At 40.2% G+C, this 13,118-nt stretch carries 8 protein-coding genes and 1 tRNA gene; 7 read left to right on the top strand and 2 right to left on the bottom strand.

Features of this window, described 5'->3' with window-relative positions:
• Window positions 1-206: 206 nt before the first annotated feature.
• Window positions 207-3,026 carry a carbamoyl-phosphate synthase large subunit gene (gene carB / locus NU887_RS08995; RefSeq protein ID WP_258423026.1) on the top strand — a complete coding sequence of 940 codons (2,820 nt, stop codon included), beginning with the start codon at window positions 207-209 and terminating at the stop codon, window positions 3,024-3,026.
• A gap of 72 nt (window positions 3,027-3,098) precedes the next feature.
• A complete protein-coding gene (locus NU887_RS08990) occupies window positions 3,099-3,356 on the top strand; it encodes a DUF4834 family protein (protein WP_258423025.1) in 258 nt (85 codons plus the stop codon).
• A 24-nt stretch (window positions 3,357-3,380) separates the two neighbouring features.
• Here the strand turns inward: NU887_RS08990 and NU887_RS08985 are convergent, their stop codons facing one another.
• The gene (locus tag NU887_RS08985; protein ID WP_258423024.1) at window positions 3,381-6,554 is read right to left on the bottom strand and encodes a histidine kinase N-terminal 7TM domain-containing protein; all 3,174 of its coding nucleotides are present in this window, start codon (window positions 6,552-6,554) and stop codon (window positions 3,381-3,383) included.
• Between the two features lie 487 nt (window positions 6,555-7,041).
• On the opposite strand from NU887_RS08985, the gene clpB reads away from it, so the two are divergent.
• The 5 genes from clpB to NU887_RS08960 all read left to right on the top strand — a co-directional run bounded on the left by clpB (window position 7,042) and on the right by NU887_RS08960 (window position 12,888).
• Window positions 7,042-9,657 (top strand): ATP-dependent chaperone ClpB, encoded by a 2,616-nt coding sequence (gene clpB / locus NU887_RS08980; protein WP_258423023.1) that lies wholly within the window; start codon window positions 7,042-7,044, stop codon window positions 9,655-9,657.
• Between the two features lie 131 nt (window positions 9,658-9,788).
• The gene (locus NU887_RS08975; protein WP_258423022.1) at window positions 9,789-10,361 is read left to right on the top strand and encodes a pyridoxamine 5'-phosphate oxidase family protein; all 573 of its coding nucleotides are present in this window, start codon (window positions 9,789-9,791) and stop codon (window positions 10,359-10,361) included.
• A 75-nt stretch (window positions 10,362-10,436) separates the two neighbouring features.
• The gene (locus NU887_RS08970) at window positions 10,437-11,012 is read left to right on the top strand and encodes a Pycsar system effector family protein (protein ID WP_258423021.1); all 576 of its coding nucleotides are present in this window, start codon (window positions 10,437-10,439) and stop codon (window positions 11,010-11,012) included.
• Between the two features lie 59 nt (window positions 11,013-11,071).
• Window positions 11,072-12,163 carry a hypothetical protein gene (locus tag NU887_RS08965; RefSeq protein WP_258423020.1) on the top strand — a complete coding sequence of 364 codons (1,092 nt, stop codon included), beginning with the start codon at window positions 11,072-11,074 and terminating at the stop codon, window positions 12,161-12,163.
• 338 nt (window positions 12,164-12,501) lie between these two features.
• Window positions 12,502-12,888 carry a DUF805 domain-containing protein gene (locus NU887_RS08960; protein WP_258423019.1) on the top strand — a complete coding sequence of 129 codons (387 nt, stop codon included), beginning with the start codon at window positions 12,502-12,504 and terminating at the stop codon, window positions 12,886-12,888.
• A 124-nt stretch (window positions 12,889-13,012) separates the two neighbouring features.
• Here NU887_RS08960 and NU887_RS08955 read toward each other — a convergent pair.
• Window positions 13,013-13,086, bottom strand: a tRNA-Ala gene (locus NU887_RS08955).
• Window positions 13,087-13,118 lie beyond the last annotated feature (32 nt).

Here is a 13,118-nt window from a genome sequence, read left to right as displayed (position 1 = left end):
ATTGGAATTAAATCGCCTATCCCAATCAATAGGGAAATCCTCTCCTCCAACAAAAGATAGTTCCAAATATTCCGATTTACAAATCGTCTCCATTCACATAATCTTTCTGCCCTTTTTTTGGATATGGTCGGGCTACTTTAAATTATTTCCCTAATTTTGGACCAATTTAGCCGTAAGTAATTAAACCTCTTAAAACCTCTTTTGGAATGCCTAAGGAAACAAGCATCAAGCACACACTCATCATCGGTTCAGGCCCCATTGTCATCGGTCAGGCTTGCGAATTTGATTATGCCGGTTCGCAGGCTTCAAGGTCACTCAGGGAGGAAGGCATCAAAGTCACTTTGATCAATTCCAATCCTGCGACGATCATGACGGATCCGGTGACTGCAGACAATGTGTATTTGTTGCCTCTCGACAAAAAATCCATCATCAAAATCCTGCAAGAGCATCCGGATATTGATTCTGTTTTGCCGACTATGGGTGGACAGACAGCGTTGAACCTTGCCATTGATTGCGACAAGTCAGGCATTTGGAAAAAATACGGTGTCAGGATGATCGGCGTGGATATCGATGCGATCGATACAGCCGAGAACAGAGAAAAATTCAAAGCACTGATGGAAAAAATCGGTGTAGGTGTCTGCAAAGGAGATACCGCTACTTCTTTTCTTCAGGGAAAAGAAATCGCCCAAGAAATCGGGTTTCCATTGATCATCCGGGCTTCTTATACACTCGGTGGTGCAGGCGGTGCATTTGTTGAAAAAGAAGAAGATTTTGAAAAAGCTCTTGTCGCCGGACTTCAGGCTTCACCTGTTCATGAGGTGCTCATCGAGCAAAGTATCATGGGCTGGAAGGAGTACGAACTTGAAGTCATGAGGGACAATATCGGCAACATGATTGTCATCTGTTCCATCGAAAACTTCGATCCCATGGGCGTGCATACCGGTGATTCCATCACTGTAGCACCTGCGATGACTTTACCAGATACGGTTTACCAAAGGATGAGGAATTACGCCATCACGATGATGAACAGCATCGGGAATTTTGCCGGAGGCTGTAACGTACAGTTCTCTGTCAGTCCTGACAATACCCAGATTATCGGTATCGAAATCAACCCTAGGGTTTCCCGATCGTCTGCATTAGCCTCCAAAGCCACCGGATATCCAATTGCCAAAGTAGCAGCAAAATTAGCAGTTGGATACAATCTTGATGAATTGACGAATTCCATTACTGGAAATACCTCTGCGTTTTTTGAGCCTGCGATTGACTATGTGATTGTCAAAATCCCAAGATGGAACTTTGACAAATTCAAAGGTTCGGACAGGAGATTGGGACTGTCTATGAAAGCCGTCGGAGAAGTGATGGGCATAGGGCGCAATTTTCAGGAGGCTTTGCAAAAAGCATGTCAATCACTCGAAATCAAAAGAAACGGATTGGGAGCCGATGGCAAAGAACTCCGTGACCAACAGAAGATTTTATATAGTCTTGCCAACCCAAGTTGGGACAGGCTTTTCCATATTTACGATGCCTTCAAATTGGGCATTTCATTCAGAACCATCCACGACCTTACCAAAATAGACAAGTGGTTCTTAAGACAGATTGAGGAATTGATCCATGTCGAAGACCAGATAGAGAAATTCAATATCAATACCATCCCTAGGGAATTGATGGATACAGCCAAGAAAAAAGGGTATGCTGACCGTCAATTGGCTCATCTATTGGGTTGTTTGGAAAGTGAAGTCTTTACCAAACGCTACGATGAAATGGGCATCAAGCGGGTTTACAAACTCGTAGATACCTGCGCCGCTGAATTTGATGCACAGACACCTTACTACTATTCTACCTTCGGGGAGGAAAATGAATCTCCGGTTTCCAACAAAAAGAAAGTGGTTGTTTTAGGTTCAGGCCCCAATAGGGTAGGACAGGGGATTGAGTTTGATTACTCCTGTGTCCATGGTGTGTTGGCAGCCAAGGAATGCGGCTACGAAACCATCATGATCAACTGTAACCCTGAAACTGTTTCCACGGATTTTGATATCTCTGACAAGCTGTATTTTGAGCCGGTCTTTTGGGAACATATCTATGAAATCATCCTGCACGAAAAGCCCTTGGGTGTGATCGTACAGTTGGGTGGGCAGACTGCTTTGAAGCTTGCAGAGAAGTTGGATAAATACGGAATCAAGATCATCGGTACAAGCTTCGAAGCATTGGATTTGGCAGAAGATAGGGGAAGATTTTCCACCTTGCTGAAGGAAAATGAGGTTCACTATCCTGAATTCGGAACTATCCACAATACTGACGAAGCCTTGGAATTGTGTAAGACCATCGGGTTCCCGCTTTTGGTGAGACCTTCCTATGTATTGGGAGGTCAGGGAATGAAGATTGTCATCAATGAAAAAGAGCTTGAAGAGCATGTGGTAAAAGTGCTCAGAGATATTCCAAACAATGAAATCCTTTTGGACCATTTCTTGGAGAATGCAATTGAAGCAGAAGCTGATGCCATTTGTGATGGGGAGAATGTCTATATCATTGGGATCATGCAACATATAGAGCCTGCCGGAATTCATTCGGGAGATTCTTATGCGGTGCTGCCTCCATACAATCTTGGAGATTTTGTCATGCGACAGATTGAAACCTATACCAAAAAAATTGCCTTGGCACTCCGCACAGTCGGTTTGATCAATATCCAATTTGCGATCAAAAACGACAAGGTCTACGTCATCGAAGCCAATCCAAGGGCCTCAAGGACAGTTCCTTTTATCTGTAAGGCATATCAGGAACCTTATGTCAATTATGCCGTAAAGGTGATGTTGGGTGAGAAAAAAGTAACTGACTTTGAATTCAATCCGGTCAAAAAGGGTTATGCTATCAAAGAACCGATTTTCTCCTTCCACAAATTCCCCAATGTCAACAAAGAATTGGGTCCTGAAATGAAGTCAACCGGTGAAGCGATATACTTCATCGACGATTTGATGGATGATTATTTCTTGAAGATTTATTCTGAGAGAAACCTTTACCTGAGTAGATAAAGAGCCAAGAACCGAGAAGCGAGAACCGGGATTTTTCTCGATTCTCGCTTCTAAAATCTAAAAGTCTAAAAAATGGGATTTATTTTCAAATTTCTTCTTATAGCGATTGCCCTTTCCTGGATCTTCTCCAAGTTGCTACAGTTCTTTGTAAAAAGTAAACTCAAGCAGTTTGTAGACCATGCCAATGACCTAAAGCGGGAGGATGATAGGAGGAGAAAACCGCCAGGAGCAAATGTAAATGTGGACCATATTCCAAAGGAATACGAACAAAAAAGGTCAATGGAAATCAAAGGCGGTGATTATATCGATTATGAGGAAGTGAAGGAATAATCCTTCACTTTTTTTTATAATCCTTTAGTCTTTGATAGATTCCCATTCAGATTTAAGACTGTCTAGGATTTTGGATACTTCCATGATGGTGGTGGTCACCACCGATTTACTTTCTTCCTCCAAATCGATCAACAATTCCACAGCCGAGGAAGTAGCTACCAGTTCCTTGAAATCTAAGTTCAATCCCACTCCTTTGAGCGCGTGCCCAGTTTGCTTGACCCCGTGGAGGTGGTTTTCTTCCAGATTAGATATCAAGGTTTTTTGAAGCTTTTCGATATTTGAAATGCTTACCTCTAATAATTCTTTAAAAAATTCAGGATCAGATAATCTGTATTCTTCAAATTTGGACGAGGCGATAACCTGTGTTGCGCTAGGAGCAGATCCGAGGTGTTTTTCAATCATTCCGGAAATATCTGAAACCAAAACAGGCTTGCTGAGGTAATCGTCCATGCCTGCCTCTAGACACCTTTGATATTCCCCTTTCACTGTACCTGCAGTCAAGGCAACAATAGGAGTCCTGACCTCAGTCTCAATCTTTCTGATTTCTTTTGTAGCTTCATAGCCGCTCATTTCCGGCATTTGAATGTCCATAAAAATCAGATCAGGTTTTTCTTTTTTATATTCTTCCAAAGCTTCCAGACCATTGTATGCCTCAAAGATAACTGAGGTAGGAAGGAGTTTTTTTACAATCGCTTTGGCCAATAGCATATTGACCGGATTGTCATCTACCAACAAAACTTTGAAGATAGAAGAAGATACTTTTTCTTTTTTAGAAGTGATAGGCATACTACTGCCATTCATTTTCTCTTCAAATTTTGGTTGTACCGTTTCTTCAGAGACAGAAAGTTCAAGCTTGAAATAGAATTTACTTCCTTTACCAAGGCTGGTTTGAAGTTCAAGTTTACTATCCATCAATTCCAGCAACTTGCTGCAAATGGTAAGGCCCAAACCTGTACCTCCGTATTTTCTTGTGGTTGAATTATCTTCCTGTGCGAATGCTTCAAAAATTGTCCGTTCTTTTTCTTTTGAGATCCCGATTCCCGTGTCCTCCACGTAAAAGACAATCGGCATGACTCCATCCTCAGTTTCGGTACCATCAAGGGTAACCCCCAACTCTATGTAACCTTGATGGGTAAACTTTCCGGCATTACTGAGCAGGTTTATCAGTACTTGTTTGACCCTTGTAGAATCTACAAAAACAGATTTGGGAAGTTTTTCATCCAGATTCAGGTTGAGTTTCAGATTCTTTTCGGTAGCGATCGGCTGAATGATTTTCAGGGTATCTGAAACCAAGTCCTTAATATTGACCCATTCTGGGCTCAATTCCAGTTTGCCGGCTTCTATTTTTGAAAAATCAAGAATGTCATTGATCAGGTCCAAGAGCAATGTGCCTGACTGTAAGATAGATTGAAGGAAACCCCTCTGGTTTTCATCCAGATTGGTTTTCATCAATAAATCCGAAAAGCCAATGACTCCGTTGAGCGGAGTTCTGATTTCGTGACTCATGTTTGCCAGGAACTCTGATTTTGCAATACTTGCCTCATTTGCCGCTTCCATAGATTGTACGAGGTTTCTTTCCATGTTTTTCCTCTCTATGGCATTGGAAATACTGTCCGCAAAGCTTATTAATAAGGCTGTTTCTGCTTCACTCCATTTTCTTTCATTGGTACAATCATCGAATCCGACAAATCCCCAAAAGTAATCTTCCACATAAATTGGAATCAAAAGAATGGATTTGATATCCTGACTTTGAAGAAGTTCTTTAAGTTCAGGGTCTGTCTCCATTTGGTCTACTATGGCTTGGTACAGTTTGTTTTGAGCCATTACCCGCGATCCTTCACCAAACAAACCTATGGGAAGACCCTGCAGGTTAGGATTGTCGATTTCTGCAGGTACTCCCAAAGCGCTCCACTCAAATCTTTGTGAACTGAGTAAGTTTCCGTTTTCATCGAGGCTGTTCTCAAAAAGATACGCCCTGTCTACTCCTGCCCCGTCCCCTAGCAAAGTAATGGCTTTTTGGGTCGCTGTCGCAAAATCGTGGTTCGAGAGTAGTTCCTTCGTTGCAAATGCAATCGAGGTCAGCATTTTTTCATTCCTGATCAGGTTGCTGTTTACATTCTGTAAAGTCAGTTCATTAGCCTTAATCAGTTCTTCTGTTGATTTTTGCTCGGAAATATCCCTCAAGAATAAGTATTGAAAATTGGGTGTTTCCAGATCAAAAGAATCTTTTTCAATATTTTTAAGGTAAACTTCAAAGATTTTCTTCTCTTCGGGAATAGCAATTTCAATTTTATAATTAGGGGAATTGGCAGTAAACAGGCCCTCAAAATCTGAAGAAATTGAGATCAATTGGTCTTTTTTGTAGATTTTCTGAGGGCTTAGCTTTGAGAAAAATTTTCTAGCCGCATAATTCAATGCTACTACATCACCTAGTCTGTCCAAAATCAAAATTCCGTCAGAGATGTTTTCGAAGATAGTTTTAAAGGCAATTGGATTGGCTCTGAACAGTTGGTATTGAAACAACGCCCAAAATAAAGTTACCCCGCTGATGGCAAGACAGAAAGGAACAGGATCCAAGCCGAAAGGATAAAAACCAAAAACGACAAATAAATAAGCAATCCATGGTATCAAAGTTCCAAAAAGCATGATCAACACCTGGCCTCTGTAAATTTCAGGAATTGAAAAAAGCATTCTGAAAAGCAGAAGGTTAGAGAATATGATTAGTATCGAATTGTAACTGGCGTACATCCAATGCAAAAGACCCCGATCCAAATAAACTGACAAAAAGTAGGAATTATGTGCGGCAGATATTTCCTTGTAAAAAAGGTTGTGATAGTCATTTGTAAATACCATTAAAAGAAAAAATGCTGAAATCCCAAAAATCAAAACCAACCAATTATTGCTGATGAACTTCGCGCGGTCAGTATATTTTAATACAAAGAGAAATAAAAAGGGAGTGACAAATGTGCCTCCGATAAACTCAAGAATGTAAAATAACTTGATCCCTTCGGGGGTAGTGGAAATTAACTCGATACCGTAAAAGAAAGAATAAAAAAAGCAACTTAACATGAAGAATGAAAAATATCGTTCTCCGTGTTGGTTGTCTTTACTGAAGGAAAAAAATGCCAAAGTCACAAATAGCAAACTTGTCAGAAATATCGGAGTGGCAAAGGGATTATAAGAAAATTCGAGGTTCATAAATCGCTAAAATTCAAAAGAAGAAGGAATTTAACTATTGGGATTTTGTAGATTAAACTTAGTAAAAATAATTCTTTTACCATCTTAAAAAAACAATATAAGGTAAAATTAAAATTTTTAAAATAAACCTACCGTACAACTTAATTTTTGATTATAAAATTTAAGTAAAATGAATTTAATAGTACTGTTAATTTTGCTTTGATTTCTTATGTATTAGTTGTTTTAATATCAAACATAAATATATTTTAACAATTGACTAGTGCCAAATTCTTTATTCATTTCTTCTCAAGTGATTCCTCCCCTTAATTCTTCTTTCAAGAAACTTTATATGTCAAAAAGTCTATTTTTTGCAATTTTCCAAGAGATTTTAAGACATAATTTCCGATTTCGGGCTTTTTTTACCTTTGGTTAACATTTTGATTGATGGGCAATTGTAACCTAAATGCAAGAAATAATCAGCTAATTAACCAACCTAACCAACTATAATATGGACTTTAAACAATTCACAATAAAATCACAGGAGGCCATCCAAAAGGCTGCTGAACTGGCTTCAGCCGAACAGCAACAGGCGATTGAGCCAGCGCATATGCTTAAAGGAATATTCTCGGAAGATGAGAATGTCACTGATTTTTTGTTTAAAAAGCTGAATGTCAATAAAGGATTAATTGCTCAAAAAACGGATGACATTATCAAGTCATTTCCAAAGGTAAGCGGGCAACAGCCTTATCTTTCCAATGCCTCCAACCAGGTTTTGTCTAAGGCAAAGGATTTTCTAAAGACATTCGGGGATGAGTTTGTGGCCATTGAGCACCTGCTTTTGTCTATATTGGGAGGATCGGATAAGACCGCCCAGGTCCTAAAAGAAAATGGTCTATCCGAAAAACCGCTAATTGAAGCAATAAAAGAACTTAGAAAAGGAAATAAAGTGACCGATCCAAACGCAGAATCAAAGTATAGGGCTCTGGAAAAATATTCTAAAAACCTGAATGAACTGGCAAAGAAAGGAAAGATTGACCCTGTTATTGGCCGGGATGAAGAGATCAGACGAGTTTTACAGATTTTGGCAAGAAGGACCAAAAACAACCCCATTCTCCTCGGTGAGCCGGGTGTGGGTAAAACTGCCATTGTGGAAGGCTTGGCCCAACGTATCGTAAGTGGAGACGTGCCCGAAAACCTCAAAACAAAAACTTTGATTTCACTTGACATGGGTTTACTTGTGGCAGGTGCCAAGTACAAAGGTGAATTTGAGGAAAGATTAAAAGCGGTCATCAAGGAAGTGACGGACTCAGAAGGTGAGATCATCCTGTTTATCGATGAAATCCACACCTTGATAGGCGCGGGCGGAGGAGGAGAAGGTGCGATGGATGCTGCCAACTTACTGAAACCGGCTTTGGCAAGAGGCGAATTGCATGCCATCGGTGCTACCACTTTAAAGGAGTATCAAAAATATATTGAAAAAGATAAAGCCCTCGAAAGGAGATTTCAGGCTGTCATGGTCGATGAACCGGATGCCGCTGATGCGATCTCAATTTTGAGAGGAATCAAAGACAAGTATGAACTCCATCATGGTGTCAGAATCAAAGACGATGCGGTTATTGCAGCCGTGGAGCTTTCTCAAAGGTATATCTCAGACAGGTTTCTTCCTGACAAGGCAATTGACTTGATGGATGAAGCTGCCGCAAAACTGAGAATGGAAATTGACTCACTTCCACAGGAATTGGATGAACTCAACAGGAGAATCATGCAGCTTGAAATCGAAAGGGAAGCCATCCGAAGAGAGAACAACAAGGACAAAGAAACTGTCCTGAGTAAAGAAATCGCTGAACTTTCTGAAAAAAGACAGAATGTCAAAGCAAAATGGGAAAGTGAAAAAGCCGTGATCGTCGGCATCAGGAATGAAAAAGAAAATATCGACAAACTCAAACTTGAAGCCGAACAGGCTGAAAGAGCAGGAGATTTCGGTAAAGTTGCAGAAATCAGGTATGGAAAAATTGTAGAGTCTGAAAAAAGATTGGAAGGTTTCAAATTCCAACTGGAGGAAATGCAGCAAGGATCTCCGTTATTGAAAGAAGAAGTCGACAATGAGGATATCGCAGCAGTTGTTTCCAAATGGACGGGAATCCCGCTTTCCAAAATGATCCAAAGTGAAAGAGAAAAACTCCTTCACTTGGAGGATGAGCTTGGAAAAAGAGTGGCAGGACAGCAGGAAGCCATCGTTGCTTTGTCGGATGCTGTCAGGAGAAGCAGGGCAGGATTGCAAGATCCAAGAAGACCAATTGGATCATTCATCTTCATGGGTACAACGGGTGTCGGAAAGACAGAATTGGCCAAAGCCCTGGCTGAATATCTCTTTAATGACGACAATGCCATGGTGAGAATAGACATGTCTGAGTATCAGGAAAGGCATTCCGTAAGTAGATTGGTAGGAGCACCTCCGGGATATGTGGGGTATGATGAAGGGGGGCAATTGACTGAGGCCGTGAGAAGAAAACCTTATTCTGTGGTGCTTTTGGACGAAATCGAAAAAGCCCATCCCGATGTTTTCAACATTCTGCTTCAGGTATTGGATGATGGGCGATTGACTGACAACAAAGGTAGAATCGCCAACTTCAAGAATACGATTATCATCTTGACCACCAATATCGGGTCACACCTGATTCAGGAGCGATTTGCCGAAATGGAAGAATGGAATAAAGAAGAGATTATGGAAAAAACCAAATCAGAAGTCTATGATTTGCTCAAAAAATCCGTAAGGCCTGAATTCCTCAACAGGATTGACGAGACGATCATGTTTGAACCTTTGAATAAAAAGGTAATTCGAAAAATCGTCGATATCCAATGGCGAGAGATCCAAAAACGCTTGGCTGAGTCCAATATTGAGATAGAGGCAACCAAAGAAGTTTTGGATTATTTGGGAGAAGTTGGTTTTGATCCAAATTTTGGTGCAAGGCCATTGAAGAGGACTATCCAAAAACTGATCTTGAATGAACTATCCAAACAGATTCTTTCAGGATATATTAAAAATGACTCGGCTGTCTTGGTGGATTTGGATGCTGACCATCAGGTCTATTTCAAAAATGTAGAAAATGTCGAAGTAGTCTAATCGACTAAAGCGGTAAAGGTAAATTTGATGCAAAAACCTGCACGGAATCTGATTCAGTGCAGGTTTTTTGTTTGGCATTCAAACCAATACCTTTGGTTGGAGTTTTGATTTTACGTCGTCCTACAAATATTATGCTTTTCACCCAAGAGAATTCATTGGAAGAAATATTCCAATCAATAAAACATGAATTAAACAGGGGAGCTTTGGATCCAAAGCATCCGTTTCGTTTTGTTACACTTGCCACCAAATCTGAAAATGGTATTGATGCCAGGTATCTTGTTTTGAGATCAGTGGATGAAGCGTTGAATTTTTATCTTTTTACTGATGCCCGAACCTCAAAAGTACAGCAGTTGACCGTTTTTCCTGACGCGGTCTTGTTGTTTTACCATCCTGCCAAAAGGATTCAGGTAAAGGTTACCGGCAAGGCTGAAATCAAAAGAAACGATGAGCTGACAGCTACCTTTTGGTCCAAAATCCAGGGTGATGCGCGAAAAGCATATAACCAAGTCCTTGCCCCTGGGACTGCGATTCAGGATCCTAGAGAAGCATTTACATGGAATGAACCATTAACAGATTCCAATTTTACCCTTATCAAAATCACACCAACAGAAATAGAAGCATTGCAGCTGAATGGCATGGAGCATCTCCGCATTGTCATGAATTCAAAAGAAGGAAATTGGGATATTTCTTGGATTGCCCCTTAAAAAATGAAAATGAAGCCAACGCTGGATTTGTTGAATAATTATTTTGTAAATTCAGGATTGACAAAACAATAAACAATGGAAGAAATAATACCTGTAAAGAAAGAAAAGGATAAAACCGAAAGAGAAAGACAGACTTTCTATCGGGTAACTTTCAAAAACAACTGTAACCTCCTCCAGATCGCGGATAACAAAGCCAATATGATCATCAGCATCAATGCGCTCGTCATTTCCTCGATTATTGCCATCACAGGATACGGTACGATTTCCCACCAATTGGATGTACGGGGACCCATGACGCTTATCCCCATTTTGTTATTGCTTTCCACTTGCCTTGCCTCAACCATTCTCGCTGTCCGTGCTGCAAAACCAAAAATCTTAGGCAAAAACCAAAAGACCCAAGAAAAAGGAAAATCAAGTATGCTGTTTTTTGGAGAGAGTGCTACCTATAACCTTGACGAATACCTCAAAGAAATCGATAGGATTTTACCATCGAAGGAGGAAATAAACCAACAAATGTCAATTGCACTTTTTTATCAAGGCAAAGTTTTGAACAGAAAATATAACCTCCTAGGACATGCCTACAACGTTTTCATCCTAGGATTGGGAGTAGGTGTGGTTACATTTTTGGTCCATCTGATCGTGGCTTCATGATTGGATGGGACTTTGGTAATGAATTCAGATTTTCACAGTATTTAATATATGAATGACTTATGGAAAAATCATTTTTAGTACCGGCATTTTCGATTTCTAAACCAACCAAAATCCTGAAAGTACCTACATGGATTTTTCCCGCTTTCTTAATTTTTGCCTTTTTGGGATCAATTTCAGAATCCAATTCTCAGGAAGATGACGTATCAAAACTTTTCAGGACAGAAGAGATATTGGATATCAGGTTGGGTTTTTCTTTTAAGGATGTGAAAAAATCCGATAAAGAAACTTCCGTTTCCCAAGAATGGCTGTATTACAAAGACAATTCCGGTGAGTGGGATTCACTCCAGGTTGAATTGTTTGCCAGAGGAAACTTCCGCAAAGACCATTGCTTTTTCACACCCCTCAAAATCAAGATAGACAAAAAGGAAAGGGAAGGGACTGTTTTTAAAGGAAACAAAACATTGAAATTGGTAATGCCATGTCAAAACAACAAAGCAGCAGATGACCTGACTTTAAAAGAATACATGATCTACAAAATGTATGAGGAGGTCTCGCCCTATCATTTCCATACCCGATTGGTGAACCTCACTATTACTGACAGAAGCGGAAAGCAAGAAAAGTCATTTGAAATCAAAGCATTTTTGATTGAAGATGATTCTGAAATTGCGGATAGGTTTGAGGCCACCATGAAAAAAGACGTTCAACTGAATCCCTACAGATTCAAGGACACGGTTTCGATCAGACAGGATTTTTTCCAATACATGATCGGAAATACAGATTGGTCCACTGTAGTCCAACATAACATTGCTGTCATGCAGCTCGCCAACAAAGATTACATTCCCTTATGCTACGACTTTGACATGTCGGGATTGGTAAATGCCCCCTATGCCGTGGTCAATCCGTTGATTCCGATCAATTCCGTGACCGAACGCTACTATTGGGGGGTCTGCAGAGAGGAGGAGTTATTTAAAAACACCAGAGAATATTACCTGTCCATAGAGCCAAATATCTGGGATTCCTATGGGAAAATAGCTTCATTATTGAGTACGAATGAACAGGAAGCCACCAAAAAATTCCTGACTGCCTATTTTGATATCCTCAAAGACGACAAAAAATTCAGGGACAATATTTATTCCAATTGTAGGAAATAAACCATCTGACTCCATTCATCTTCCTTTCCACGATGGCTTGTTTTGCCTTTATGCAAAAGGGCTTTTGATTAAAAAATCCCGAATAGAATCAATGTATTTTTTTCAATTCATCTTATAAAAGAATTTTAGGAAAACTTTACTGTAAAAGCAGAATAACTATTGTTTGGTTATTGAATACTTCCTACTTTAGGAATAGGAAGTCTGTTTTTTGGACTTTGTCAAGCCAACATTGCCCGCTGCCCCGATACCTTAATCTAAGATGGAGTCCAGAGACCATAACAAACGGGGCGTATCCGAAAAGCCATACGAGTAGGAAAAGATTTTACCCAACTAGTGTTATGGATTATTTCATCAGTGCAATGAAAAATTATGCGACTTTTACCGGAAGAGCAAGAAGGAGCGAGTATTGGTTTTTTTATTTGTTTTATTTTATTTTCCTTGTTTTGGCTGTAATACTTGACAATTTGCTTGGCATTACCATCGAGGACACCGGAATCGGGCCTCTTTACTTTGTATCGATATTGGCCATGATCATTCCGGGCTTGGCGGTAACAGTGAGAAGGCTTCACGATGTGGGGAAAAGCGGATGGTTTTATTTCATTGTTCTCATTCCGATTATTGGGAGCGTTTGGTTATTGGTATTGATGGTGACAGACGGTCAGCCCGGCCGAAATAAATATGGCAAAAACCCCAAAGGAATTGGGAATGAAGTGGCACTTTCGTAGAATCTTCTCAAAAAATCAGAAAAGCCTGATGCCGCAAGGGTATCAGGCTTTTTTTTGGATTTCAATTTGTGCTTTTCTCAAGCAGTAAATTAAAAAAAGACCCACATTTCTGTGAGTCTTTTAGTGGAGGATAACGGATTCGAACCGATGACCCCTACACTGCCAGCGTAGTGCTCTAGCCAGCTGAGCTAATCCCCCGTTTTTAATTGGTCTGCAAATATAGAAATGCT

This window comes from Aquiflexum gelatinilyticum, from assembly GCF_024741135.1.
In the GTDB taxonomy this organism is placed as follows: Bacteria; Bacteroidota; Bacteroidia; order Cytophagales; family Cyclobacteriaceae; genus Cognataquiflexum; species Cognataquiflexum gelatinilyticum.
The sequence above is the reverse complement of the archived record's forward strand: the minus strand, read 5'-3'. Positions and strand labels throughout refer to the sequence as shown.

Coding starts and splice junctions, on each gene's coding strand:
- NU887_RS08975 (WP_258423022.1), top strand. CDS start 9,789: ATGCTTTTCACCCAAGAGAATTCATTGGAAGAAATATTCCAATCAATA.
- NU887_RS08965 (WP_258423020.1), top strand. CDS start 11,072: ATGGAAAAATCATTTTTAGTACCGGCATTTTCGATTTCTAAACCAACC.
- NU887_RS08960 (WP_258423019.1), top strand. CDS start 12,502: ATGGATTATTTCATCAGTGCAATGAAAAATTATGCGACTTTTACCGGA.
- clpB (WP_258423023.1), top strand. CDS start 7,042: ATGGACTTTAAACAATTCACAATAAAATCACAGGAGGCCATCCAAAAG.
- NU887_RS08985 (WP_258423024.1), bottom strand. CDS start 6,554: ATGAACCTCGAATTTTCTTATAATCCCTTTGCCACTCCGATATTTCTG.
- NU887_RS08970 (WP_258423021.1), top strand. CDS start 10,437: ATGGAAGAAATAATACCTGTAAAGAAAGAAAAGGATAAAACCGAAAGA.
- carB (WP_258423026.1), top strand. CDS start 207: ATGCCTAAGGAAACAAGCATCAAGCACACACTCATCATCGGTTCAGGC.
- NU887_RS08990 (WP_258423025.1), top strand. CDS start 3,099: ATGGGATTTATTTTCAAATTTCTTCTTATAGCGATTGCCCTTTCCTGG.